Genomic DNA, 25,598 nt, shown 5'->3' with positions numbered 1-25,598 from the left:
GCGTCAGGCATACGTGATGCTTTTATCGGCTTATTTTAATTGATAGAGTTAGCAAGCCTTCGGGCATTATCGGTGACAATACTATAAACACCATAATCAATAACTATTAGATGAAAAAACTATGGAACCACGCGCAGAAATAAGACGTCGGACCCGGCTGTCGCCGGAGGCTCGTCGTGATCAATTGATGGAATGTGCCATCGAGGTATTTTCCCGTCGCGGCATTGGCCGTGCGGGACATGCCGAAATTGCCGAGCAGGCCAAAGTCTCGGTTGCCACCGTGTTCAACTATTTCAACACCCGTGAAGATCTGGTCGATGAAGTGCTGGCCGAGATTGAAGGCTTTGTGCAGCAGATCCTCGAGCAGGCGTACAACGGCCAGGGCTCGGTCAGGGACAGCATCCACCGCCACGTGAAGCTGTTCGTTGACGCCGCCTATGACAAACCGGACCACGCCAGCATCTGGCTGGAATGGAGCTCGTCGGTACGGGAAGAGGTCTGGCCCCGTTACACCCGCCTGCTGGACAAGGCGCTGGAGCGCATCGCCCCCCACCTGCAAGCGGCCATGGACAGCGGCGAGATCCAGAGCGTGCTGTCGGCGCAGGATCTGGCCCGCTCCCTGACCGGGTTCGGCTATGTCATGATGCAGATGATCAATCAGCCACAGCGCCCGAGCCGGGAAGAAGTGACCGATTTTCTGTTCAAGTACGTGACGGCGCCCCTCCAGGTGGTCTGATCCTCCCTGCCAATGAAAAGCGGCGCCGGACTGTTCAGGTCGGCGCCGCTTTTGTTTGTCTCTCTTTCGTCTCACAGACTCAGGACTTGGCATAGCCCCAGCGCTCGGTCAGCGCATGCTCGACGCCCAGATGATCCAGGATGCGGGCGACCATGAAGTCCACCAGATCCTCGATGCTTTTCGGCTCATGATAGAAACCGGGTGCGGCGGGCATTATGGTCACCCCGAGCCGCGCCAGTTTCAGCATGTTTTCCAGATGGATCGCCGAGAAGGGGCTCTCGCGGGGCACCAGAATGAGCTGACCGCGCTCCTTGATCACCACATCCGCCGCCCGCTCCAGCAGGTTGTCGGAGGTGCCGTTGGCGATGGCCGAGACGGTGCCCATGGAGCAGGGACAGACCACCATCTGTTTCGGCGCCGCCGAGCCGGAGGCCACAGGCGAGAACCACTCCTCCTTGCCGCAGGCGACTATCTGCCCCTCTCTGGCGCCATATTGGCGACAGAGATAGGCCGACAGCTCTTTCGGCGAGCCTGGCCACTCCTGCTGCTGCTCGGTCTTGAGCACCACCCGGGCGGCCGAAGAGGCGAGCAGATAGACCTGATAGTCCGCCTGCACCAGACACTGGAGCAGGCGCAGGGCATAAGGAGCGCCGGAGGCGCCGGTCAGCGCCAGGGTGATCTGCTTGTTCATGATGTGCCTTGCTTGAGGCGGGCGATCAGCTTGTCGTGAATGCCGCCGAAGCCGCCGTTGCTCATGATCAGAATATGATCCCCCGCGCGGCTCTCGGCCACCAGCCGGTTGATCAGGGCCTCCAGATCGTCAAACACCTGAGCCGGACGGCTCATGTGGGCGGTTACCTCGCCAAGGTCCCAGCCGATGCTCGCCGGCTGGAAGAAGAACACCTCGTCGGCGCCGTCGAAGCAACCTGCCAGCTCCTCCTTGTGCACCCCCAGTTTCATGGTGTTGGAGCGGGGCTCCAGCACCGCCAGAATGCGGGCCTCACCCACCTTGGCACGCAGGCCGCCGAGGGTGGTCTCGATGGCGGTGGGGTGGTGGGCGAAGTCGTCATAGACGCTGATGCCCGCCACCTCGCCCTTGAGCTCCATCCGCCGCTTGGGGGATTTGAACTGGCAGAGGGCGGCGATGCCGTGCTCCACCATGACACCGGCATGGCGGGCAGCGGCGATGGCCATCAGGCCGTTGTTGACGTTGTGCTCGCCTATGCACTCCCAGTGCACCTCGCCCTGCTTGACCCCATCCAGCCACACCTCGAAGACGGAGCCGTCATCGGCCAGCTTGACAGCCTTCCACTTGGCGTCGTCCTGACCCACCAGCTCCACCTCGCTCCAGCAGCCCATCTTGCGCACGGCGGTGAGGTTGTCATCGGCCTGGGGGAAGAGCACCCGGCCGTTGCTCGGTACTGTGCGCATCAGGTGATGGAACTGGCGCTGGATGGCGGCGAGATCCGGGAATATGTCCGCGTGGTCGAACTCCAGGTTGTTCATCACCAGGGTACGCGGATGGTAGTGGACGAACTTGGAGCGCTTGTCGAAGAAGGCGCAGTCATACTCGTCCGCCTCGATGACGAAGAAGGGGGCGTCCCCCAGGCGGGCGGAGACCGGGAAATTGCCCGGCACGCCACCGATGAGAAAGCCGGGTTTGAGCTTGGCGTATTCGAGTACCCAGGCCAGCATGCTGGCGGTGGTGGTCTTGCCATGGGTGCCCGCCACGGCCAGCACCCAGCGATCCTGCAGCACGTGCTCCAGCAGCCACTGGGGGCCGGAGATGTAGGGCAGATTGCGATCCAGCACATACTCCACGCAAGGGTTGCCACGGCTCATGGCGTTGCCTATCACCACCAGATCCGGCGCCGGATCGAGCTGGGAGGGGTCATAGCCCTCGGTCAACTCGATACCTTGCTGCTCGAGCTGGGTGCTCATGGGGGGATAGACGTTGGCATCCGAGCCGGTGACTCGATAGCCCAGCTGTTTCGCCAACACCGCCAGACCACCCATGAAGGTGCCGCAGATCCCGAGAATGTGAATGTGCATACCGCTGCCTTTTCCAGTAAGGGAGTGCGCATTCTAGGGTCTCTTGACCCGGTGGCACAAGCCGCGACCATGACCAGAGCGCAGCCAGGCCCGGCAAGGCGACAGAAATCGGACGGCCTCAGGCGACGCGGCATCCACCAGCACGCTCCCCTGCCTGCGAAATATGGTCATTTGACGGGACATCGCTATAATGTCGGCCTGCAAACTTGACTCCAACACTCAAAGGAAACGTCATGAGCCTGAACCTGGTACCGGCTGGCAAGAGCCTGCCTGACGACATCTACGTCATCATCGAAATCCCGCAGAATGCCGACCCGATCAAATACGAAGTCGACAAGGACAGCGGTGCCATCTTCGTTGATCGCTTCATGTCCACCCCTATGTTCTACCCGTGCAACTACGGTTACGTGAACGCCACCCTGTCCCTGGACGGGGATCCCGTCGACGTGCTGGTGCCGACTCCCTACCCGCTGCTGGCCGGCTCCGTCATTCGCTGCCGTCCGGTTGGCGTGCTGAAGATGACCGACGAATCTGGCGAAGATGCCAAGATCGTGGCCGTGCCGCACTCCAAGCTGACCAAGCAGTACGATCACATCCAGGATGTGAACGACCTGCCCGAGCTGCTGAAAGCCCAGATCCAGCACTTCTTCGAGCGCTACAAAGAGCTGGAAGCGGGCAAGTGGGTCAAGGTGGAAGGTTGGGGCGACAAGGCCGCCGCCGAAGCCGAAATCCTGACTTCTGCCGAGCGTTACGCTGCCAAGTAAGCGTCTCCCTCGCAATAAAAAAGGCGCCTATGGCGCCTTTTTTATTGGCCGTTGCGGGGACTGACCGGGAGGATCCCCCTGGATATAGAGGTCGCGCCCGTTCTGTCGATAGGGGCGGTAATAGTTGTCACCACAGCGATATTCCTGCCCGGCGCCCCCCACCAGATCGCAGTTGACCGGCAGCACCTCCAGCCACTTGACGGCCTGCTGGAACCGCAACCACTCCTGCCATTCATGTTCCCGTGCCAGCTGATCCCGCAGGGCGAAGGTATCTGCCGTGGACATGCCCTGATTGACGATCACCTGACCCGCCAGTGCCGGCAACGAGAGCAATATCAGCAAACACATTGAAACAGGCTTCATGGTTATTTCCCGCATGACTTATTTCCCTGATTAAATTTAAAGCTGGATCAGATAATTACCAATATCGTCATCACTAGACCAATCCAAATTCCGTCGGCTCACCTAGTTGTTTAGTATCACCCAAGCAGGATGCACACCATGAAACTGGCACAAGGCCTGATGTGGAGTCTACTCTTCGGCTCCGCGGCTATGGCCAACGAGGTCAACCTGAGCTGGCAGTGGCAATCAGCCGACGGTCAACGCAAGCACCTGCAACTGAGCACGGACGAGCGGGTCCTCTCGGCCAGCCGCCACGAGATGACGCTGCTCGATGCCTCCCTCAACTATCCGCTGGAGACCCTCTACTCCTACATCAGCCCCAGGCTCTACAACAGCATCAACCAGATCAACCAGAACAGCCCGGAGACGGCGACCAAGTTTCGCAATCTGGAGCAGGCCTTCACCCTGCATGACGACAGCCTCGAATCCACCCAGTTCTGGCAGGCCTATGAGCAGTATCAGGAAGATGCCTTCTACGAGATGCGGGTGCTGCCCTGCGTGCACCCGGCCAATCGCCAGCTCCCCTGCGTGAGGCCCAACTACTCCCAGCTGTTCTACCAGTTCAAGGGGGATCTCAAGCCCCTGGCCAGGCAGTTCTCGGCCAAGGATCTGGCCACCAGCGTCAACCTGTTGCAGGAGTGGTTAAGCGCCATCCCCACCCCACCCGAACAGATGGATCACTTCGCCCCTCCCCTGCAGGCCCTGCAGGACAACAAGGCCGACAGCGACGAGAAGGCGCTGCTGATGGCCAGCCTGCTGGCCGAGCTGGCACCGCAATACAACCTCAGCATCATCTATCCGGGCATCAGTATCGGCAGCGTCTCGCCGGCCTGGCTCGCCATCACAGCCGACAGCGGGCTGGAAGGGGATACCCTGGTAATAGACAACCAACGCCACGTGCTGCTGACCGGCTCCCCCCTGCTGGCCCAGCAGATGACCATGGCCCAGATCCCCCTGATCAGTGAGCCACTCTATTGAGTCCACTGCCAGAGTGTATGGGCAAGCGGTTGATTTTTATCGACTCCATGCCATCCTTGCCGCCGCCATTCGCACGTTAAGGGGCAGATTGCTTCTGCGACCGGGTTAACTCTCGTTTTTATTTAACACTTTTTAAACAGATCCGATCAGTTTAGGATGTGGGTTGTCCCATTCCCTCGATTCCAAAATCGTTATAACATAACAAAGGAGTGTCATACGGATGAAACATCTCGTACTTACCCTGGCGCTGCTGCCAACCCTGGTTCTGGCCCACAACATCAAGGAGTCGGCCCAGGTGCCGCTGGTCAACATCGGCGACAAGGGCGAACTTGTGCTGAAGGAGAAAGAGATCAGCTATCAGCCCTGGCAAAGCAAGGTACTGACCGGCAAGGTCTTTCTGATCCAGCATATCGCGGGTCGCTCCAGCGCCAAGGAGCTCAACGCCCCCATGATAGAGGCGATCAAGGCGGCCAAGCTGCCCCATGACAAGTACCAGACGGTCACCATCATCAACAGCAATGACGCCATCTGGGGCACCTCCGGTTTTGTGAAGAGCAGCGCCGAAGACAGCAAGAAAGAGTTCCCCTGGTCCGCCATGGTGCTGGATGCCAAGGGCATGGCCCGCAACGCCTGGGATCTGGCGCCGGAGAGTTCGGCCATCATAGTGCTGGATAAAGAGGGCAAGGTGCTGTTTGCCAAAGATGGCCAGCTCGATGCCACCGAGATAACCAAGGTGATGGGGCTCATCCAGTCCCATCTCTGAATCAGAGAGAAGGGCGCTGATGGCGCCCTTTCCATAAGGGTCTATGGGTCGTTCCACGTTGACAATCTGGGTGTTGCTGCTGGGCTGGTTGTGGATGCAACCGGCGCTGGCACAGCACCCGCTTGAAGCCGACCTGCCCGACCATAGCCATGCCTGCACCCTCTGCGCCCTGCATCTGGATGGCAAGCTGGCACTGACCCCGACCCCCTTTGTCCCCACTCCGTCCTCTGCCATAGCGCTGTTTGTCGGCGCCCCCCTGCCGAATGTCACCCCCACCACAGCAGGCCATAGCCGCATCAGAGCCCCGCCATACCTTCATTGTTTCTTCCGTTGAATCAGTTTCTTATCAATTTTTCGAAAGGATTAACGATGAAAGCAGTCACCCTGTTGCTGGCCGCAGCCGCCTTCGGCGCCCAGGCAAATCACGACGAACACGAAAGCCACAGCCATGGCGCCCACGAGCACGGCCACGGCCACCTCAATCTGGTGGTCGACGGCAACCAGCTGATGATCGAGTTGCAGGCCCCCGCCGCCGACCTGGTGGGTTTCGAGCACGCCGCCAAGAGCGATGAAGAGAAGGCGCAATACGCCAAGGCAGTCACCCGCCTCCAGCAGCCTGACGCCCTGTTTCGCCTGGACCCGGCCGCCGGCTGCAAGCTGACCCAGCAGGAGCTGCAGGCCGCCAAAGAGGATCACGACCATGACCATGACCATGACAAGGCTGCCAACGACGAACATGAACACCATCATGACGAAGCGGGTCACGCCGATCTCGGAGCCATGTATACCTACACCTGCACCACCCCGGCCAAGCTCAATGGCCTTGAGGCGACCCTGTTCAGCCTCTATCCGAGCCTTGAGAAGCTGAGCGTGCAGGGGATACTGCCCACCGGTCAGACCGCAGCCGAGTTGACCCCGTCCGCCAACAAGCTGAGCTGGTAACGCCATGAAAAACGCCGTGGTTGAGATCCGCGATCTGGCCTTTGCCTGGCCAGGTGGCGAGGCTGTACTCGATCTGCCCGCCCTGCGCATCAGCGAGGGGGAACGGGTGTTTATCAAGGGGCCGTCGGGCTCTGGCAAATCCACCCTGCTCGGCTTGCTGGCCGGGATCCAGACCGCCAACCACGGCACCCTGGAGGTGCTGGGCCAACCATTGGCCCGGCTCTCCGGCCGTGCCCGTGACCACTTCCGGGCGGCTAATCTGGGGTACATCTTCCAGCAGTTCAATCTGCTGCCATTTCTCTCGGTGCTGGACAACGTCACCGCCGCCCTCACCTTCTCCCCCGAGAAGCGCGCCCGCTTGCAGGGGAGCCCGGAACAGGAGGCGCGCCGCCTGCTAGGGGAGCTACAACTGCCGGACGAGGCGCTACACAGACCCGTTCACGCCCTCAGCATCGGCCAGCAACAGCGGGTCGCCGCCGCCCGGGCGCTGATCGGCTCACCGCCCCTGGTGATCGCCGACGAGCCCACCTCGGCCCTGGATACCGACAACAGGGCCGCCTTTATCAAGCTGTTGTTCGAAGAGTGCGACAAGCAGGGCTCGACCCTCGTCTTCGTCAGCCACGATCCCTATCTGGAGCCCCTCTTCCCCCGGGTGGAGAACCTGCAACTGCTCAACCGGAGGGCCGCATGATGACAGCCGCAAACCAGCGCCTCTGCCCGGCCAGCCCCGCAAGGTTGGGTAGATCACAAGCTCAAAAACGGAGGGCATCATGCTAAAACTCGCCCTGCAAAGTCTCTGGGCCCGCCGCCTCACCGCCGGGCTTACCCTGCTGGCCGTTGCCATCAGCGTCACCCTGCTGCTCGGGGTGGAACGGGTGCGAATGCAAGCCCGGGAGAGTTTCTCCAACACTGTCTCGGGTACCGATCTCATCGTCGGCGCCCGCTCCGGTCAGGTGAACCTGCTGCTCTACTCGGTGTTTCGCATCGGCAACCCCACCAACAACGTGGGCTGGGACTCCTATCAGGCCATCAAGACAAAGCCTGGCGTCGCCTGGACCATTCCCCTCTCCCTGGGTGACTCCCACAAGGGGTTCAGGGTACTCGGCACCAACGGCGACTACTTCACCCATCTGAAGTACGGCCAGCAGCAGTCGTTGCAACTGCGCGAAGGACGGCCATTCGACACGCCGTTCGAGGCGGTGCTCGGCGCCCAGGTGGCACAGAAGCTCGGCTACAAGCTGGATCAAGCCATCGTCATCGCCCACGGCGCCGGCAACACCTCCTTCAGCCAACACGACAACCTGCCGTTCAAGGTGGTGGGAATACTGGCACCGACCGGCACTCCCATAGATCGCACCATACATGTGCCGCTGGCGGGGATAGAGGCCATCCACCTCGGCTGGGACACCGGCCGTCACAGCAAGAATGTGACCCCGGAGCAGGCGCTGGCACTGGATCTCACCCCGAAAACCATCACCGCCTTTATGGTGGGCCTGAGCAACCGCATTCTGGCGTTCCAGTTGCAGCGCAGCATCAACACCTACCCCAGGGAGCCGCTGATGGCCATACTGCCCGGGGCCGCCTTGCAGGAGCTCTGGAGTCTGATGAGCGTGGCGGAGACGGCGCTCTCGGTGATCGCCGGTTTCGTGGTGGTGGCTGGCCTCATCGGCATGCTGACCACATTGCTGGCGGGGCTCAACGAGCGGCGCCGCGAGCTCGCCATATTGAGATCCCTGGGGGCGGGCCCCTCCCACCTCTTCCTGTTGCTGGCGCTGGAAGCGGTGGCGCTGACCACCCTCGGCATCGCTCTCGGGGTGGCCGTGCTCTATCTCGGCCAGGGGCTTGCCACCCCCTGGCTGCTCAGCCACTATGGCCTGCAACTGAGCCTGGGGCTGCCGAGCGCCTACGAGTGGCAACTGCTGGGGCTGGTGTGGCTGGCGGGCATGGTGATAGGCCTGCTCCCTGCCGCCCGCGCTTACCGCTACAGCCTGAGCGATGGCATGAGCATTCGTATCTAGCGACATGCCCGCATAAAAATGAGAGAAGGACAGATGATGAAGTGGAAGATAGTGGCGCTGCTGGCCAGCCTGCTGGTGCTGCCTGCCATGGCCGCCGATTACAAGACCATCGACTGGGACGTGCTGATCCCGGAGGGGGAGAAGCTGCTGCCACCGCCCCAGGTCAATCACGAAGACCCCATGTCGGTGCCGCAGCCGGTGGGGGGCGTCAACAAGAATCTGGACAATCAGGAGGTGCGGATCCCCGGCTTCGTGGTGCCGCTGGAGGGGGATGCCAAGACCATCACCGCCTTCCTGCTGGTGCCCTACTTCGGCGCCTGCATCCATGTGCCGCCGCCCCCCACCAACCAGGTGATCTACGTGAGCTACCCCAAGGGGGCGCCGGTGGACGATCTCTGGGACGCCATCTGGGTCAAGGGCAAGATGCACACCGTCAGCTCCAGCCACGAGATGGCGACCGCCTCCTACTCCATGGAGGCGGTCGAGGTCAGCGTCTACGAAGAGTAAGCCACGCCGATGGCCTCCTGCGGGAGGCCATTTTTTTATCCTGTGACCGCCCGGTGATGCCGCCCCCGCCTGAGGGATTGTTCATGGGCCAGGTTGGAGTAACATTCATCACCAGACCCTGCGATCACGGAGCCAGCATGGCTGACCTGCCCCCCAAGAAAGAGAGTGCCATCCTGAGCAGCCAGGAGCAGACCCTGCGCCTGGCCCGCAGTCGCGGCATAGACGGCATGCTGACCCGCAACAGCGACAGCACCTTCGAACAGCGCGCCACCTTCCGCCATCTGGCGGATCAGGCCGCCCGCCAGCGTAATCTGGAGGCCATCATGGTGATGGCCGCCCGCCACTGCGAAGAGACGGCGGCCGGCGGCGAGATGGACAGCGACTGGCTGACCCGCTTCCTGCAACTGGCCGAAGACATCAGCATGGTGCCCATGCAGCAGCTGTGGGGGCGGATCTTCGCCCTGGAGGTGGCGACCCCGGGCCGCTTCTCCATCCGGGCCCTCAACACCCTCAAGGAGATGACCCAGCGCGAAGCCCAGCTGTTCCAGCGGATCTGCGCCCTCTCCTGTCACTACGAGGGCAGCGACGAACAGCGCCTGCTGCTGGGCATGCACAAGGGGGCTGGCCTGCTCAGCCGCGCCAAGGTCACCCGCATGGGGCTTGGCAAATACCGGGTCCCCTACAGCGCCCTGCTGCTGCTGTGCGATCTCGGCCTGATGCACCGCGGCGAATTGGAATCCGGCCCCCTGCCTGCAGATGGGGTCGAGCTGGCCTTCGGCAACCAGCGCTGGCGCCTGCGCCAGCGCCAGAGCAACCTCACCCTGCTCTATTACCGCCTCACCCCCATAGGCAACGAGCTTGCCCTGCTGCTGGAAGAGCCCCCCCTGGAGGAGTACCTGCAGGACTTGAAGACACTGCTCTCGACCAACCTGCAGATAGAGACCCTGATGCTGGCCCCGGCCGGCGAGCCTGATCTCCCCAGCTGATCCCGGCGGGCGCCCCGGCCCCGCCTTGCCAAATTGCGAAACCCGTCACGCCGTTGCCAAAACGGCTCCCAAAAAGCGAATCGATTCAGCAGGCGGAGACGCCGGGCCGGGCCGTTTTCGTCAATCTCCGGGGTTTGGGCGAATAAGATGCATTTTGCACGCAATTTAAGCGTTTCCTGGCACTCTGGTGCACGGCTTGCACTGGGACTACTAGTCCCAAATTGTCGGGACTCATCATCCCGCCACAGTCGGAAGCCGCCATGAGAGTCAATCAACCCGTTACCCAGCGTGAGCGCCTCTACCCGGAGCATCAGAACCTGATCTCCACCACGGATCTGGAGAGTCGCATCACCTATGCCAACGACGAGTTCTGCCAGATCGCCGGCTTCACCCTGAAGGAGCTGCAGGGATCGCCGCACAACCTGGTCCGCCACCCCGACATGCCACCCCAGGCTTTCGCCGACATGTGGGCCCACCTGCGCCAGAAGAAGAGCTGGATGGGCCCGGTCAAGAACCGCTGCAAGAACGGGGATCACTACTGGGTCAACGCCTTTGTCACCCCTATCCAGGATGCGAGCGGCAAGGTGGTGGAGTACCAGTCGGTGCGCACTGCGCCGGACGACACTGTCAAGCAGCGGGCGGAGCGGGTCTATGAAGAGATGCGCAGCGGCAAGACACCGCTGGCCCTGCGCCTGCCCCCCTGCTCCCACTCCCTGGGGATCCTCCTCTGCCTGCTGCCTTGCCTGGCAGCCCTGGTTGCCCTCGGCTATCAGCAGGGCCCTGGCTGGCCCCTTCTGCTCGGCGCCCTGTCCCTGATGCTGGCGCTCGTCATCAACCAAGCCCTCTCCCGCCGTCTCGCGCGGCTGGAAACCCTGGCCCGCAGCCGCTTCGACAACCCGCTGATGCAGCTGCTCTACACAGGCCGGGTCGATCGCCTCGCCGCCGTCGAGCTCGCCATGCAGATGAACCAGGCGGAGTTCAATGCGGTGCTGGCCCGCACCCAGCAGACCTGCCAGCAGATCCTGACATCCGCCCAGACGGATCTGCACAACGCCGAGACCATCACCGACAACCTGCAGCAGCAACAGGCCCAGACCAACCAGGTGGCGACTGCCATCACCCAGATGGCGGAATCCATCCGCGAGGTCTCCCACAGCTCGACCGCCGCCTCCGATCGGCTCGATGAGACCGCCGGCCTGTTCAGGGAGGGCAACCTCCGCGTGCAGGAGACCATCGAAGAGGTGGAAGGGATGCACGGCGAGCTGATGACCTCCAAGGGGGTGATCAACACCCTCGCCACCCAGTGCCGGGCCATCGACGGCATACTGGACGTCATCAACAACATCGCGAACCAGACCAACCTGCTGGCCCTCAACGCCGCCATCGAGGCGGCACGGGCTGGCGAGGCGGGTCGCGGCTTCTCGGTGGTGGCGGACGAGATCCGCACCCTGGCCATCAAGACCCAATCCTCCACCGGCGAGATCCAGAAGATGATCAGCCTGCTGCAGGCCAGTGCCGGGGATGCGGAGCAGGCGATGGAGAAGGGAGAGCAGCGCTCCGCCAGTTGCCGCCTCAAGGCCGCCGCCACCGGCGACGTACTGCAACAGATCAGCGATCGCCTGCTGCAGGTGGCCGCCGGCAGCAACCAGATAGCCCAGGCGGTGCAGGAGCAATCCCAGGTCACCGCCGACATAGACCGCAGCGTGCTCAGCATCAAGACCCTGGCCGACGACTCCAGCCTGGGCAGCCGCCACGCCGTGCAGGGCATAGTCCAGCTGGTGCGCCAACTCGGCGAGCTGGAGAGGCTGGTACGCCAGTTCCAGCAGCATCCCGCAGCCCATACCGTCGGTACGTCCTTGCCTGACGGCCAACCCCTGCTGGCACGCTAAGCCTCAACGGAGCAAACCAGACCTAAAGACCGTGCGCTAATACAAAAAAGCATGGGCCCGCCTCGTGAGAGACGGGCCCATCGACATTATGGGGCTGGGGAAGCACCCTAGATCCAGCTCCGCTGTTACAAGGCGGCCAGCCGCTTATCCACTCGTGCTGCCACCGGCTTACCCTTGCCGCTTTTTGAATGGCCGCAGTGCGACATGGCACTCAACAGGGTGGCTGTCCCGATTTCACTATCCCGCCCCGATACCGTTGAACCTTGGGAGAGTTAAGATACCCCATCACCACCCCATCCCCCCTCGAACATAACCCGCTGGCCCCTCAATTTATTGATCTTGCCCGAGAAATCGCCCGATCCCTCTTCCCTAACTAGCTCCGTTCGGTAACATGACCATCAAATCCCCTCTTGTCGGAGCAGCCATGAACCAGACCGGAGCCACACCGCAGGGAAAGCGCAGCAGGCTGGAGGCTGAAATTCAGGGGCGGTAGCCTTGCTGGCGATCGCCATGACCAATACCTTCGCTGTCTTTCTAAACAGTGGTAATGGTTGCGTAAAAAGAGGAAGTCAAGTTAACGCGTTCAGCTTCAGAGATATACATATAAGCCATTGATTTAAAGTATCATTTCTCATGCCCTGCATCAGGGTGGAGCGGAGTTAGATGGAAGGCGGTATTAACGTGTTAGTACCGCCTTCCATCTAATCACTGTTAGCGCTCAGAGGAGAGTTATGCGCGACTTCAACTGGATATGCCCACACTGCGACAGGGCAGTGACCATCACTGAAAACCGGACCACCACGAACCGACATACGCTATGGCAAGAGAACGCAGACGGGCGTCGCAGCTTGATTTCGACATTCATCATTTGCCCAAACCCTGACTGTCGAAAGTTTACGTTGACCGCAGACTTGCGTGAGAGCCAGAGCGCTCAAGGCACCGAGATTCTTGGCCAGACGCTCCAGTCGTGGAATCTAGTCCCGTCATCCAGCGCAAGAAGTTTCCCGTCATACATTCCCAGAACGATCCTCGGCGACTACCAAGAAGCCTGCTACATCAGAGATCTCAGCCCCAAAGCGTCGGCCACGTTGTCCAGACGGTGCCTTCAAGGAGTTGTGCGAGATTTCTGGCAAGTAAAACCAGGTCGACTCGTCGATGAAATCGACCAAATCAAGGATCGAGTCGATCCGCTCACTTGGGGTGCAATTGATGCACTCAGAAAGCTAGGGAACATTGGCGCTCACATGGAGAAGGACATCAACTTAATCGTTGATGTTGACCCGCAAGAGGCGGAGCTTTTGATCGGATTGATAGAAACTCTATTTAAGGAGTGGTACGTAGGCCGAGAGGAAAGAAAAGCAAGAATGGGCGCATTAGTCGCAGCCGCGTCTGCCAAAAAGGCCTGAGCGTCGCATGAGCGCTAACAATTCATTCAAACCAAAGCCGCTTCTCGGTTCGGCTTAATTCAGGCGTTATACGACTTTCAACGGAGTGGAGTGAATGTCAGATTCCTTTAAAGACCTTGAAAACCTGAAATCTGTATCTGTATCTGTATCTGTAGGAATAGATACTGATGAGAAGGGCTATATAGATAAACAATGCCCATCGGAAAAGTGTGAATTTCTTTTTAAAGTGAATAGTGACGACTGGATTAATATTTTTAGAGATGAAGCTGTTTGGTGTCCAATGTGTGGGCATGAAGCCCCAGCAGATCACTGGTTTACAATTTCTCAGATCGAACATGCTAAAGAAGAAGCTTTTAATGTAGTAAAAGGCTTAATAGGTAAATCGCTTTCTGATATGGCTAAAAAGTTTAACCGCAGCCAATCTAAAAATAGTTTTGTCTCAATTAGCATGAAATACAAGGGTTCAAGCAGTAGGACATTTACTATTCCAGTGAAGGCTGCTGAAGCAATGGAGTTGGACATTAAGTGCGAGAAGTGTGATTCACGTTTCTCAGTTTTAGGGAGTGCTTATTTCTGCCCTGCATGTGGACATAATTCTGTAACAAAAACATTTAGCGACTCACTAAGGAAAATTAAGGCTAAATCGGATAACATCGATGTAGTGAGGAAGGCGCCAATCGAAGCGTCAAATAAGGATGAAGCCGAATTAACTTGTCGCTCTTTATTGGAAACCAGTATTTCTGATGGTGTTGTGGCATTTCAGAAACTATGTGAAGGCTTATATGAACCATTTGGAAAAGCTCCATTTAATGCATTTCAAAGGCTTGAACAAGGTGGTAATTTATGGGCAAGCGCTCTTGGTAAAACGTATAGCGATTGGCTAGCCTCTGCTGAAATGACTGAACTAAATATACTCTTCCAAAAACGACACTTGCTGGCTCATAGCGAAGGAATCGTGGATGATAGGTATATTACTAAGTCTGGTGATTCTTTTTATAAGGTAGGTCAACGAATCGTCATCTCAAAGAAGGACGTTGAAGCCCTGCTAGTAACTCTAAAAAAATTGAGTGAAGGTTTAAAGGAGACTTGTGGCGTCGTATAACAAGGCCAGTCAAATCGGACAAAAACTTTCTGTCACTTTTCTTGCAAGTGGCGCAATAAAAGCGCCATCAAATTTTTGCCGCTGCTGGCGGCGTGAGCTTCTGTAAGGAGTAAATTTTGGCCAATGGAATAAATATTGGAGACAGCGTATATATACCGCGCTCCAATATCGGCTTAGAGCAAGACGGTTTCTCATCTTTTTACTGCACGAGTGTGGTAGACCGAGGTCATAGTAAAATAAAGGTTGATCTCCCGGGGGGAGCTACTTCTGAATGGATATCTGTATCGTTCGCAAAGAAGAAGATTAAGGCATTAGTTGTAGCTATGGGCGACTATAAAAGCGAACTGCTTCTGATTGACCCTCTTTACAAAACAACGCTACATCATCTAAGACTATTGTTATCGGAAGAGGAAGCTCTTGGTATAAAAGTTAGATCATTGCCGGAGCTAGTAAAGTTTTGGAAAGAAGAGCAATCTGAAATAAGTCATGTTGTAGTGGTCTAATCATCCCGGACACCATTTTAGGTGGTACAGTCGCCACCATGACTTGAGGTGTTCAATGACCAGATTACGTCGCTCATTTACTGCTGAATTCAAACTCGAAGCCGCATCCCTGGTACTCGACCAGGGATACTCTGTCCCCGAAGCCAGCCGTTCACTGGATGTCGGTGAAACCATACTTCGCCGATGGGTTCAGCAGCTCCAATCCGAACGAACCGGCACCACCCCAATCGGCAAAGCGCTGACCCCGGAGCAGCAGAAAATCCAGGAGCTGGAAGCCCGCATCAACCAGCTCGAGCGCGAAAAGGACATTCTAAAAAAGGCTACTGCTCTCTTGATGGCGGACGAGTTCAAACGTACGCGCTGATAGACCGATTAAGGGAGCAAGCCCCCATCACTCTGGTCTGCTGCGCTTTCGATGTGCCAACATCCTGTTTTTACGACTATCTGGCCCGCAAGCGGACGATTAACCGTGAGCGGATGCAGCAACGCAGCGAGTTGCGCCGTTTGTTCAAAGAGAGCCGGAACTCAGCGGGCAGCCGCGCCTTGATGTCGATGATGCGAGCGCTGGGGCATCAGATTGGCCGATTCAAAGTGCGCAGTCTGATGAAGGAGGTCGGTCTGGTATCCAAGCAACCGGGCGCTCATCGCTATCAGGTCGCCCGGTCTGAACGACCGGATATTCCCAATCTGCTGGCCCGTGAATTTGATGTCCAACAACCCAATCAGGTGTGGTGTGGCGATATCACCTACGTCTGGGCAGGTGGTCGTTGGAATTACCTGGCGGTGGTGCTCGACCTTTATGCCCGCCGAGTCGTGGGCTGGGCGATGTCTGACAAGCCTGATGCAGAGCTGGCAATAAAAGCGCTCGAGATGGCCTATCAGCAGCGGGGTTGCCCATCAGGTGTGCTGTTTCACTCAGACCAAGGCAGCCAATATGGCAGCCGGGCATTTCGGCAGCGGCTGTGGCGCCATCGCATGACCCAGAGCATGAGTCGGCGTGGCAACTGTTGGGATAATGCACCGATGGAGCGGTTGTTCAGGAGTCTGAAGACAGAGTGGCTCCCGACAACGGGATATATGAACCTGCGGGAGGCGAAGCGGGATATCAGCTATTACCTGATGGATTACTACAACTGGCGGCGTCCACATCAACACAATGACGGGAGCGCGCCAGCAAAAGCCGAGGATCGGCCTAACCAAGTGTCCGGATTTAGTTGACCACTATATGTCGTATTTATCGGCCATGGTCGAGATGATGCAGTTTATTTTGGTGTTGATGAATGGGTTAATGCAGAAAAGCTAGGCGAAGCGCTTAAGGTAAGGGGGGCTCCTAAAAAACATTTTCTATTTTTGTGTTGCAAGACCGGGCAAGCAAGGTTTTCAAAACCGTTCTCAAAAACCGCCATGTGCGAGGACATCGCTGCACCATTTCACTCTGTTCATGGAGCAATAGCGTCGCAATTTGCACAAACCTACTTTCTTTCCATGTATCTCGGGGGGAGAACTTCAAAGGTGGCTTTTAATCATGCAAAAAAAGCAGTAGTAGATACTACAAGCTTTCGATTCTGGGATAATGGAAAGCTTAAAAAAAGCTAACCATGCCAAGCACAGTCGCCCAACGCAAAAAGCTCATTGGGCTGGACCTCGCTACGCTCGGCCCGTGTTGGCGGCGTTAGGCAAAAAGGAGAACCTGAATGCCACTAAATAGCGAAGAAATCAACGAACTCAAGTACCTCATAAAAAACGCGTAGAGAACTATCCAGACCGAGCTCAAATGGTTGCAGACGGAAAATTTAAATATAAATCTGGCTGGTATGAAGTAACGGACAAAGCATCCTATGAGGCAGTAGTACATTACGCAACTGCAATGAAAATTAATAACGACGAAAAAGCACAAGTAAACATTTCAAAAATGAGTAAAAAGCTAAAGAGCCTTGCAGAGAAAATCTGATCAATGTACATCGCCTAACAAGGCGTTCTAGTTCGCACGCTGTGCGTGCTGGACAATTTCTAAGTCGCCGTTTTTACGCATTGGCTACGCTAATTGTTCGCGCAAAACCGTCAACTTACAAACCGCCACTAAACTTGGCATTCGGCAACTTATCAGATAAATCACGCAATATTGCTGTTTATATGCGTTCCAATATGGCGCAGCCCGTAGGTTCGAATAGCGCAGCGTATTCGAACAATCGCGAATAACCCCACCACGGCATCAGCAAGGATCGGAAAATCCCTTTGTGGGGTTGATATTAGCCGCCTTGAGGTGGCTCAAGGCTCGCCGGTGCCACTATAAGCTGGATTTATGGTGTTTTCGCTGATGACAACATTTTTGCCTATAGTGGCTGCCGCCAGCACACAAATGCTTGTTGTGGCCCACTTATCGGCCACAGGTCGCTTGCCAGATGTGCGCCGATTCCATGACTCGCTCAGGCAAAGAGGGTCGCTTTGCCCTTGCGACCCGCGCCTGCACTTTATTTGCTGCTTACGCTTGCTGCCCGGGTCATTACCCGGTTGCCGGGATAACAATCCGACTCCCTTTATCAGGTAACGAAACCCAAAAACTACAGGTAGTTCCCCTGCCGCAGGGCGGTCATCAACTCATCCACCAACACCGCCACCGATTTATCGGCATTAAGCAGATGGATTTCCGGCTGCTCCGGTGCCTCGTAGGCGGAGTCAATTCCGGTAAAGTTGCGGATCTCCCCTGCCCGCGCCTTCTTGTAGAGCCCCTTGGGGTCGCGCTCTTCACAGACGGCGAGCGGCGCATCCACAAACACCTCGACAAACTCGTCCGCTCCCAACAGGTTTCGCACCAGATCCCGCTCGGCACGGAACGGCGAGATAAAGGCGGTGAGCACGATAAGGCCCGCATCCACCATCAGTTTCGCCACCTCGCCGACCCGGCGGATATTCTCCTGGCGGGCGGCGTCATCAAAGCCCAGATCCCCGCACAGGCCGTGGCGCACGTTGTCCCCGTCCAGCAGATAGGTGTGCTTGCCCGAGGCGGCCAGCGCCTGCTCCAGTGCCCCCGCCAGGGTGGATTTACCCGCCCCCGACAGCCCGGTGAACCAGATCACCAGCGGCTTTTGTCCCTTCAGCTCGGCCCGGCTCTGTTTGTCGACGGCATGGGCATGCCACACGATATTGCTCATCCAACACTCCTTGATTGGCGCTCACGCCTCAACACTGAAACTGTCCACAACCACGGGGAGCCGATTCGGACTGTCAGCCGATAACTTGCTGATGCCATGGTATTGCTCATTCAAACTCCTTGCGAGGCATCAGGGCCCCAAAACGAAGAGGGTTACGCCTTAAAACGGAAACAGCAGGGGCACCATGACAATCACCCCGAGGCTGTAGGCCAGGGAGACAGGCACTGCCAGCTTGAGGTAGTCCGGCATCTTGTAGTTGCCCGCCGCATAGACCATGAGGTTGGTCTGGTAGCCATAGGGCAGTATGAAGCTGGAGCTGGCCCCGAACAGCACCGCCAGGATGAACGGCATGGTGGAGACATCCATGCTGAGCGCCAGCTGGTAGCCCATGGGGAAGGCCAGGGCCGCGGCGGCGTTGTTGCTCATCAGCTCGGTCAGCACCAGGGTGAACAGGTAGATGCCGATAAAGGCGATGAGTGGGCTGGAACCGTTGAACTCCCCCATCAGCCAGTCGGCAATCAACCTGGCCAGGCCGCTCTTCTCCAGCTGATCGGCGATGGCGAGGGCCCCGCCCACCACCAGCCAGATGTCCAGCGGAAAGCGGCGGCGGATCTCGTCCAGGGTCAGGATGCGGGAGAAGAGCAGCACTACCAGCATCACCAGCAGCCCCTTGAACAGCGGCACCAGCTCGAACACCGACAGCGCCAGCACCCCGAGAAAGCCCAGCACCACGGCGGCGCTACGCTTGCCATCGAGCCGGGTGGAGGCTTCGAGCCCGCTCACCACCACGAATTCCCGGGAGAGGGACTTGTTGCCCGCAAACTTGGGGCCGGGGGCCAGCAGCAGGGTGTCGCCGGCGTGCAGCTCAATCTGGCCGAGGCCGCCGGTGAGCTGGGTCTCGCCACGGCGCACCGCCAGCACCACCGCATCAAAGTGGGTGCGAAACTCCGCATCCTTGATGGATTGCCCCACCAGTCGCGAGCTGTGGCTGACGATCACCTCCACCAGGTGCTGGCCGTTGAGGCGGTGCTGGCCGTAGAGATCCAGCCCCTTGAGCTCCTGCAGCACGCCGACGCTCTCCACGTCACCGCAAAACAGCAGCATGTCCCCCTCATGCAGCTCGTGTTCCGGCTGCACCGGGCAGATCACCTGATCGCCGCGAATGATCTCCGCCAGATAGAGGCTTTTGAGGCTGCGCAGGCCGTTCTCCTTGACGCTGCGCCCGGCCATGGGGGAACCGGCCCCCACCTTGGCCTCGAGAAAATAGCCGGATTCCCGGCTCATTTCTGTGTCCTGCTCCGGCAGGTGACGGGCAAACAGCAGCACGGCCACCAGCCCTGTCAATAATGTGCCAGCACCCACCATAAAGAAGTCGAACATGCCCAGCGGCGGCGCCCCCATCTTGATGAGGAAGCTGTTGACGATGAGGTTGGTGGAGGTGCCGATCAGGGTCAGCACGCCGCCAAAGGTGGCCGCGAAGCACATGGGCAGCAACAGCCGGGAGGGGGCATGGTTGGGGTTGCGTTTGACTGCCCCCAGCATGGAGGCCACCACGGCGGTGTTGTTGACGAAGGCCGACAGGAAGGCGGTGGAGAACCACACCTTGACCAGCACCTTGTTGAAGGAGCCGGTGCCCACCAGGTTGGCGAACCAGCTCATGATCCGGGTCTTCTCCACCGCCAAGGAGACCAGCAGCAGCAACACCAGGGTCAGCAGGGCGCTGTTGGTGTAGCCCGCCACCACGGCGTTGATGTCCGCCAGTCCACTCAGATAGGTGATGAGCACGGCGCCCGAAAAGAGCAGCGCCGGCCGGAGTTTGCCCTGGATCAGCAGGGCGACGAGGGCAGCCAGCAGACCCAGCACCAGGGATTGTTGCCAGGTCATGGGCTTACTCCTTGCCGGAATCGTTGCTGATGGTCAGCGCCTGCCAGTGGGGGAAATGCTTGCGCACCAGGGCGTTGAGCTCGATCTCGAACTCGCTGTACTGCCCTGCCACCGCTTTTGCGGTCAGCCCTTCCACTATCATGCCCGCGCCCACGGTGACGTTGGTCAGCCGGTCGATCAGGATGAAGCTGCCGGTGTCGCGGATATCCGCATAGGGGTCGAACGCCACCGGGTCGGTCAGGCTCACTTCGCACAGGCCGATCTCGTTGAGCTTGAGCTCGGAGGCCGGCAGCTCGTCCAGCTTGTTGATCTCGATGCGATGGCGGATGGCCTCCACCTGGCCACGGCTCTTCTTGGTGGCCAGCTTGACGTCATAGACCCGGCCCGGTTGCAGGGACTCCTCCCCCATCCAGACGATGTGAGCCAGCACGTTCTGGGTCACCTGGGGCTTCTTCGCCGCATCCACCAGCAGGTCGCCCCGGCTGATGTCGATCTCGTCCGCGAAGGTGACGGTGATGGCCTGACCCGGCAGGGCGTAGTCCAGATCCCCGTCGAAGGTGACGATGCGGGTCACAGTGCTCTCCTTGCCGGACGGCAGCACCGCAAGCCGGTCGCCGACCCTCAGGATGCCGGAGGCCAGGGTGCCCGCGAAGCCGCGAAAATCCAGGTTCGGGCGGTTCACGTACTGCACCGGCAGGCGCACCGGGTGGCATTCCAGCTCGCGCTCCGCATTTTGTATCACATCGGCGCTCTCCAGCAGGGCGAGCAGGGTTTCGCCCTGATACCAGGCCAGCTTGTCGCTCTGGTTGACCACGTTGTCACCGTCCAGGGCCGAGACCGGCACTATGTGGATGGTGTCGACGCTGAGCTTCTTGGCGAATTCGCGGTATTCGGCACTGATGCGATCGAACACCTCCTGGCTGAACTCCACCAGATCCATCTTGTTGACCGCCACCACGAACTGCTTGATGCCGAGCAGGCTCGCGATAAAGCTGTGGCGACGGGTCTGATCCAGCACCCCCTTGCGGGCATCGATCAATATGATGGCGAGATCGCAGGTGGAGGCGCCGGTGGCCATGTTGCGGGTGTACTGCTCGTGGCCCGGGGTATCCGAGATGATAAATTTGCGCTTCGCCGTAGAGAAATAGCGGTAGGCCACGTCTATGGTGATGCCCTGCTCGCGCTCGGCCTGCAGGCCGTCCACCAGCAGTGCCAGATCGAGTTTTTCCCCCGTGGTGCCGAGCTTCTGGCTGTCGGACTCCAGCGCTTTCAACTGATCTTCATAGATCTGCTGGGAGTCGTGCAGCAGGCGACCGATCAGGGTGCTCTTGCCGTCGTCCACGCTGCCGCAGGTGAGAAAGCGCAGCAGGCTCTTGTGTTGCTGGGCGTGCAGGTAGGCTTCAATGCCCTGTTCGCTGATGGCGGTCTGAATATGGTTGTTCATGATGCGATTCCTTAGAAATATCCCTGACGCTTCTTCTGCTCCATGGAGCCGGCCTGATCGTGGTCGATGAGCCGCCCTTGCCGTTCGCTCGAGGTGGTGAGCAACATCTCTTCGATGATCTCGGGCAAGGTGGTGGCATTGGATTCGATGGCCCCGGTCAGCGGGTAGCAGCCCAGGGTGCGGAAGCGCACCAGCTCCTGCTTCACCTCGTCTTCCGGGCCTATGGGCATGCGCTCGTCATCCACCATGATCTTGATGCCGCTGCGCTCCACCACGGGACGCATGGCCGCGAAATAGAGCGGCACTATGTCGATGTTCTCGAGATAGATGTATTGCCAGATGTCCAGCTCGGTCCAGTTGGAGAGCGGGAAGACACGGATGCTCTCCCCCTTGTTGACCTGGCTGTTGTAGACACGCCACAGCTCAGGGCGCTGGTTCTTCGGATCCCAGCGGTGGGACTTGTCACGGAAGGAGTAGACCCGCTCCTTGGCCCGGGACTTCTCCTCGTCCCGGCGCGCACCGCCGAAGGCGGCATCGAAGCCGTACTTGTTGAGCGCCTGCTTGAGCCCCTCCGTCTTCATGATATCGGTGTGCTTGCCACTGCCGTGCACGAAGGGGTTGATGTCCATGGCCAGGCCATCCGGGTTCTTGTGGACGATAAGATCCAGCCCGTACTTCTTGGCGGTCTCGTCCCGGAACTTGATCATCTCCTTGAACTTCCAGTTGGTGTCCACGTGCAGCAGGGGGAAGGGGATCTTGCCCGGGTAGAAGGCCTTGCGGGCCAGGTGCAGCATGACGGAGGAGTCCTTGCCGATGGAGTACATCATCACCGGGTTTTCAAATTCGGCAGCCACCTCGCGGATGATGTGGATGCTCTCGGCTTCCAGCTGTTGCAGGTGTGTCAGTCTTTCACGGTCCATGTCTGGGTCCTCGGTTCATTGCTATCGCGCCTGCTCGGGGCGCAGTTCTGGTTCAGTTCGGTGCCGCCTTGGCCGCACCGTCAAATCGGTTGCTGTCGCGGCCTGCCCTCAGGCCAGGCTCACCAGCTTCAGGTCGTGGCGGCTCGCCTCTGTTTCGGCCTGTTCGCCACCCTGTTCGCCAAACCAGGCGAGTTGCTTGCGCAAGGCCACCACCTCGCCGATGACGATGAGCGACGGGCTTACCGCCTGCTCGGCCAGTACGGCCAGGTCAGCCAGGGTGCCGGTCAGCACGCGCTGACGGGCGGTGGTGCCCCGCTCTATGATGGCGATGGGGGTGCCCTGGCCTCGGCCATGGCTCACCAACTGCTGCTGGATATGCTCGGAGCGCATCAACCCCATGTAGATGACCAGCGTCTGCTGGGTCATGGCTAGCTGCTGCCAGTCGGGCTCCTTGCCCTCTTTCTGGCAGTGGCCGGTAATAAAGACGGCGCTCTGGGCATGGTCGCGGTGGGTTAGCGGTATGCCCGCATAGGCGGTGGCGCCGGCGGCGGCCGTGATGCCGGGCACCACCGAGAAGGGGATGCCCTCTTCTGCCAGCACTTCCAGCTCCTCGCCGCCGCGGCCGAACATGAAGGGATCTCCTCCCTTGAGCCGCACCACACGGTTGCCCGCCCTGGCGTATTGCACCAGCAGACGATTGGTCTCCTCCTGGGGCACGCTGTGGGCACCGGCCTTCTTGCCGACCGACACCAGGGTGGCGTCACGGCGCACCAGATCCAGGATCTCCGGGGAGACCAGCTGGTCATAGAGCACCACTTCGGCCTGTTGAATCTGTTGCAGCGCCTTGAGGGTCAGCAGGCCAGGATCCCCGGGGCCTGCCCCCACCAATACCACCTCGCCCACTTCGCTTTGGGCTTTGTCGAGCCCCTCATTGAGCCAGCCCTCTGCCCCCTGCCAATCCTCTTTCTCAATCAGACCGGCGAGGGTGTTGGAAGCAAAGGCCCGCTCCCAGAAGCGGCGGCGATCGGAGAGAGAAGCTAGCACCCGCTTGGCCTTGACCCGCACCCGGCCCGAGAGCTCGGCCAGTCCGCCCAGATGGCGGGGCAACAGGCTCTCGAGTCGCTCGCGCAGCAGGCGCACCAGCACAGGGGCCTTGCCGCCGCTGGAGACGGCCACCATCAGGGGCGAGCGGTCGATGATGGAGGGGAAGATAAAGCTGGAGCGCTCGGGGTCGTCCACCACATTCACAAAGAGCCCGAGCTGATTGGCGCTCTGATAGACGAGGGCGTTGACCTCAAGGCTGTCGGTGGCAGCCACCACCAGGATCTGGCCGGCCAGATGGGCCGGGTCGAAGCGCGCAGCCACATGGGTGAAGCGACCGGCAAATTCATGGAAGTCGGGCTCGAGCTCGGGGGAGACCAGGGTCAGCCGGGCACCTGCCGCCAGCAACAGGCGCGCCTTGCGCAGGGCAACCTCGCCCCCGCCCACCAGCAATACCGGGCGGCCTTCCAACCTGGCAAACATAGGTAAATAATCCATCAGGGCCCACTCCTCGGCATACGACGACATCTGGGGCGACTATAGGCAGGAGCCCTTATCCCTCAAAATAATAAAAAATGCTCTTTAATACGTTTTAGTAATTAGCAAAACCATGTTGTGGCAAAGGGGAGCGAATGTCCTTGTGGTGGTTCGCACCAGACCCTAGGCTAGTGAAAGTGTTTCATAAGGAGCTTTACCATGAATGAGTCATTGATTGTGCTGGGGATCTTCGTGTTCCTGGTGCTGGCCACCCTGAGCGCGGGCATCAAGATAGTGCCCCAGGGTTTCAACTGGACTGTGGAGCGCTTCGGCCGCTACACCCGTACCCTCTCCCCCGGTCTCAACCTGCTGATCCCCTATGTGGACAGAGTCGGCCACAAGATCATCATGATGGAGCAGGTGCTGGACATCCCGGCCCAGGAGGTGATCTCCCGGGACAACGCCAACGTCACCATAGACGCCATCAGCTTCGTGCAGGTGGTGGATGCCCGCAAAGGGGCCTATGAGGTCAACGATCTCACCAGCGCCATCCGCAATCTGACCATGACCAACATGCGGACAGTGCTGGGCGCCATGGAGCTGGACGAGATGCTCTCCCAGCGCGACACCATCAACGAGAAGCTGCTGCGCACCATGGATGCGGCCACCGCCCCCTGGGGCATCAAGGTGACCCGGATCGAGATCAAGGATGTGCGCCCGCCGCTGGCCCTGGTGGAAGCCATGAACGCCCAGATGAAGGCCGAGCGGCAGAAACGGGCCGAGGTGCTGGAGGCCGAGGGGGTGCGCCAGTCCAAGATCCTGAAAGCGGAAGGAGAGAAGCAGTCCCAGATCCTCAAAGCCGAGGGGGAACGCCAGGCCGCCTTCCTCGCCGCCGAGGCGCGGGAGCGTGCCGCCGAGGCGGAAGCCAAGGCGACCCATATGGTCTCCAAGGCCATCGCCGAGGGGGATATGCAGGCCATCAACTACTTCGTGGCCCAGAAATACACAGAGGCGCTGGCCCGCATAGGTGAAGGGCCCAACAGCAAGATCATCATGATGCCGCTGGAGGCGGGCAGCCTGATTGGCTCGGTGGCGGGCATGGCCGAGCTGTTCAACAAAGATGGCAAGGTCGGCAAGTCATGACAGCCCTGTTCGAGGGGCTGACCCACTGGCACTGGCTGGGGCTCGGCTTCGTGCTGCTGGCCATAGAGGTGCTGGGGTCGGTGGGCTTTCTGCTCTGGACCGGCATAGCCGCGCTGGAAGTCGGCCTGATCCTGCTGCTCTGGCCCTTCGGCTGGCAGGCCCAGCTGCTGCTGTTTGCGGCGCAGTCCCTGGTGACCACCTGGGCCTGGTGGCGCTGGCAGCACAAGCGCGACCGCTCGAGCCGCGATGCGGCCGCCCCCATCAACGAGCGGATGCAGAGCTATCTGGGGCGGGAGCTGACCCTGCTGGATGAGGTGAGCCAGGGCACAAGCCGGGTGCATCTGGATGACACCGTCTGGACTGTGCGCTGCCCTGTGCCGCTGCCGGCAGGCAGCCGGGTCAAGGTGGTGGGGGCCGACTCCCACATTCTGCTGGTGGAGCCGCTGCCCTGACTGGGCAGCATCAGCCCCACAGTGGCCATAAAAAAAC

General features: G+C 59.4%; 26 protein-coding genes. 18 read left to right on the top strand and 8 right to left on the bottom strand.

The window, feature by feature from the left end; all coding sequences use genetic code 11:
- The first annotated feature begins 121 nt into the window (after positions 1-121).
- Positions 122-736, top strand: coding sequence for a TetR/AcrR family transcriptional regulator (locus ACFWHB_RS03815; RefSeq protein WP_025328201.1), 615 nt, complete (start codon positions 122-124; stop codon positions 734-736).
- A 79-nt stretch (positions 737-815) separates the two neighbouring features.
- Here the strand turns inward: ACFWHB_RS03815 and ACFWHB_RS03810 are convergent, their stop codons facing one another.
- Positions 816-1,427, bottom strand: coding sequence for a flavin prenyltransferase UbiX (locus ACFWHB_RS03810; protein ID WP_392415141.1), 612 nt, complete (start codon positions 1,425-1,427; stop codon positions 816-818).
- Positions 1,424-2,788, bottom strand: a complete 1,365-nt coding sequence (gene mpl / locus ACFWHB_RS03805) for a UDP-N-acetylmuramate:L-alanyl-gamma-D-glutamyl-meso-diaminopimelate ligase (RefSeq protein ID WP_395949492.1) — start codon at positions 2,786-2,788, stop codon at positions 1,424-1,426. The genes ACFWHB_RS03810 and mpl overlap by 4 nt, the downstream gene beginning before the upstream one ends.
- Positions 2,789-3,021: 233 nt before the next feature.
- Here mpl and ppa point away from each other — a divergent pair, with 233 nt between their 5' ends.
- Positions 3,022-3,552 (top strand): inorganic diphosphatase, encoded by a 531-nt coding sequence (gene ppa / locus ACFWHB_RS03800; RefSeq protein WP_005329022.1) that lies wholly within the window; start codon positions 3,022-3,024, stop codon positions 3,550-3,552.
- Positions 3,553-3,579: 27 nt separating this feature from the next.
- Here the strand turns inward: ppa and ACFWHB_RS03795 are convergent, their stop codons facing one another.
- The gene (locus ACFWHB_RS03795; RefSeq protein ID WP_174218658.1) at positions 3,580-3,930 is read right to left on the bottom strand and encodes a hypothetical protein; all 351 of its coding nucleotides are present in this window, start codon (positions 3,928-3,930) and stop codon (positions 3,580-3,582) included.
- 123 nt (positions 3,931-4,053) lie between these two features.
- Between ACFWHB_RS03795 and ACFWHB_RS03790 the strand changes: the two genes are divergently transcribed.
- The 14 genes from ACFWHB_RS03790 (at position 4,054) to ACFWHB_RS03725 (ending at position 16,999) form a co-directional block, all read left to right on the top strand.
- Positions 4,054-4,932 carry a hypothetical protein gene (locus ACFWHB_RS03790; protein WP_111910454.1) on the top strand — a complete coding sequence of 293 codons (879 nt, stop codon included), beginning with the start codon at positions 4,054-4,056 and terminating at the stop codon, positions 4,930-4,932.
- A 220-nt stretch (positions 4,933-5,152) separates the two neighbouring features.
- Positions 5,153-5,695, top strand: coding sequence for a YtfJ family protein (locus ACFWHB_RS03785; protein WP_025328206.1), 543 nt, complete (start codon positions 5,153-5,155; stop codon positions 5,693-5,695).
- A gap of 43 nt (positions 5,696-5,738) precedes the next feature.
- The gene (locus ACFWHB_RS03780; RefSeq protein WP_395949491.1) at positions 5,739-6,029 is read left to right on the top strand and encodes a hypothetical protein; all 291 of its coding nucleotides are present in this window, start codon (positions 5,739-5,741) and stop codon (positions 6,027-6,029) included.
- Between the two features lie 35 nt (positions 6,030-6,064).
- Positions 6,065-6,637 (top strand): DUF2796 domain-containing protein, encoded by a 573-nt coding sequence (locus ACFWHB_RS03775; RefSeq protein WP_395949490.1) that lies wholly within the window; start codon positions 6,065-6,067, stop codon positions 6,635-6,637.
- 4 nt (positions 6,638-6,641) lie between these two features.
- Positions 6,642-7,328 carry an ABC transporter ATP-binding protein gene (locus ACFWHB_RS03770; protein WP_163155865.1) on the top strand — a complete coding sequence of 229 codons (687 nt, stop codon included), beginning with the start codon at positions 6,642-6,644 and terminating at the stop codon, positions 7,326-7,328.
- Between the two features lie 79 nt (positions 7,329-7,407).
- Complete coding sequence (locus ACFWHB_RS03765) at positions 7,408-8,655, top strand: ABC transporter permease (RefSeq protein WP_395949489.1); 1,248 nt, start codon at positions 7,408-7,410, stop codon at positions 8,653-8,655.
- 33 nt (positions 8,656-8,688) lie between these two features.
- Positions 8,689-9,162, top strand: coding sequence for a DUF3299 domain-containing protein (locus ACFWHB_RS03760; protein ID WP_395949488.1), 474 nt, complete (start codon positions 8,689-8,691; stop codon positions 9,160-9,162).
- A 137-nt stretch (positions 9,163-9,299) separates the two neighbouring features.
- The gene (locus tag ACFWHB_RS03755; RefSeq protein WP_106885858.1) at positions 9,300-10,148 is read left to right on the top strand and encodes a TIGR03899 family protein; all 849 of its coding nucleotides are present in this window, start codon (positions 9,300-9,302) and stop codon (positions 10,146-10,148) included.
- Positions 10,149-10,408: 260 nt separating this feature from the next.
- The gene (locus ACFWHB_RS03750; protein ID WP_395949487.1) at positions 10,409-12,037 is read left to right on the top strand and encodes a methyl-accepting chemotaxis protein; all 1,629 of its coding nucleotides are present in this window, start codon (positions 10,409-10,411) and stop codon (positions 12,035-12,037) included.
- A 731-nt stretch (positions 12,038-12,768) separates the two neighbouring features.
- A complete protein-coding gene (locus ACFWHB_RS03745; protein WP_395949486.1) occupies positions 12,769-13,443 on the top strand; it encodes a DUF4145 domain-containing protein in 675 nt (224 codons plus the stop codon).
- Positions 13,444-13,537: 94 nt separating this feature from the next.
- Entirely contained in the window at positions 13,538-14,545 is a 1,008-nt protein-coding gene (locus ACFWHB_RS03740) for a hypothetical protein (RefSeq protein WP_395949485.1), read from the top strand.
- 116 nt (positions 14,546-14,661) lie between these two features.
- Positions 14,662-15,048 (top strand): hypothetical protein, encoded by a 387-nt coding sequence (locus tag ACFWHB_RS03735; RefSeq protein WP_395949484.1) that lies wholly within the window; start codon positions 14,662-14,664, stop codon positions 15,046-15,048.
- A 55-nt stretch (positions 15,049-15,103) separates the two neighbouring features.
- Positions 15,104-16,266 (top strand): IS3 family transposase gene (locus tag ACFWHB_RS03730; RefSeq protein WP_395948442.1). Its coding sequence is split into 2 segments (ribosomal slippage): positions 15,104-15,359 and positions 15,359-16,266, totalling 1,164 coding nucleotides; the frame shifts between segments, so codons are not numbered across the junction.
- A gap of 556 nt (positions 16,267-16,822) precedes the next feature.
- Positions 16,823-16,999 carry a hypothetical protein gene (locus ACFWHB_RS03725; RefSeq protein WP_395949483.1) on the top strand — a complete coding sequence of 59 codons (177 nt, stop codon included), beginning with the start codon at positions 16,823-16,825 and terminating at the stop codon, positions 16,997-16,999.
- 610 nt (positions 17,000-17,609) lie between these two features.
- On the opposite strand, the gene cysC is transcribed toward ACFWHB_RS03725, so the two are convergent.
- The 5 genes from cysC to cysG form a co-directional block, all read right to left on the bottom strand.
- On the bottom strand, positions 17,610-18,200 hold the full coding sequence (cysC, locus tag ACFWHB_RS03720) for an adenylyl-sulfate kinase (RefSeq protein ID WP_395949482.1): 591 nt from the start codon (positions 18,198-18,200) through the stop codon (positions 17,610-17,612).
- Between the two features lie 159 nt (positions 18,201-18,359).
- Entirely contained in the window at positions 18,360-20,084 is a 1,725-nt protein-coding gene (locus ACFWHB_RS03715) for an SLC13 family permease (protein WP_395949481.1), read from the bottom strand.
- 4 nt (positions 20,085-20,088) lie between these two features.
- Positions 20,089-21,528: a sulfate adenylyltransferase subunit CysN gene (gene cysN / locus ACFWHB_RS03710; RefSeq protein WP_395949480.1), complete on the bottom strand. Its 1,440-nt coding sequence runs from the start codon at positions 21,526-21,528 to the stop codon at positions 20,089-20,091.
- A gap of 11 nt (positions 21,529-21,539) precedes the next feature.
- On the bottom strand, positions 21,540-22,448 hold the full coding sequence (gene cysD, locus ACFWHB_RS03705; RefSeq protein ID WP_139745786.1) for a sulfate adenylyltransferase subunit CysD: 909 nt from the start codon (positions 22,446-22,448) through the stop codon (positions 21,540-21,542).
- A 108-nt stretch (positions 22,449-22,556) separates the two neighbouring features.
- Positions 22,557-23,987 carry a siroheme synthase CysG gene (cysG, locus tag ACFWHB_RS03700; protein ID WP_395949479.1) on the bottom strand — a complete coding sequence of 477 codons (1,431 nt, stop codon included), beginning with the start codon at positions 23,985-23,987 and terminating at the stop codon, positions 22,557-22,559.
- A 198-nt stretch (positions 23,988-24,185) separates the two neighbouring features.
- Between cysG and ACFWHB_RS03695 the strand changes: the two genes are divergently transcribed.
- Complete coding sequence (locus ACFWHB_RS03695; RefSeq protein ID WP_025328220.1) at positions 24,186-25,109, top strand: SPFH domain-containing protein; 924 nt, start codon at positions 24,186-24,188, stop codon at positions 25,107-25,109.
- A complete protein-coding gene (locus ACFWHB_RS03690; RefSeq protein ID WP_106885852.1) occupies positions 25,106-25,561 on the top strand; it encodes an NfeD family protein in 456 nt (151 codons plus the stop codon). The genes ACFWHB_RS03695 and ACFWHB_RS03690 overlap by 4 nt, the downstream gene beginning before the upstream one ends.
- The last annotated feature ends 37 nt before the right edge of the window (positions 25,562-25,598 follow it).

This window comes from Aeromonas mytilicola subsp. aquatica, from assembly GCF_044336385.1.
Lineage (GTDB): Bacteria > Pseudomonadota > Gammaproteobacteria > Enterobacterales > Aeromonadaceae > Aeromonas > Aeromonas rivipollensis.
Note: the sequence above shows the minus strand (reverse complement) of the source record. Positions and strands in the feature narration are given on the sequence as shown.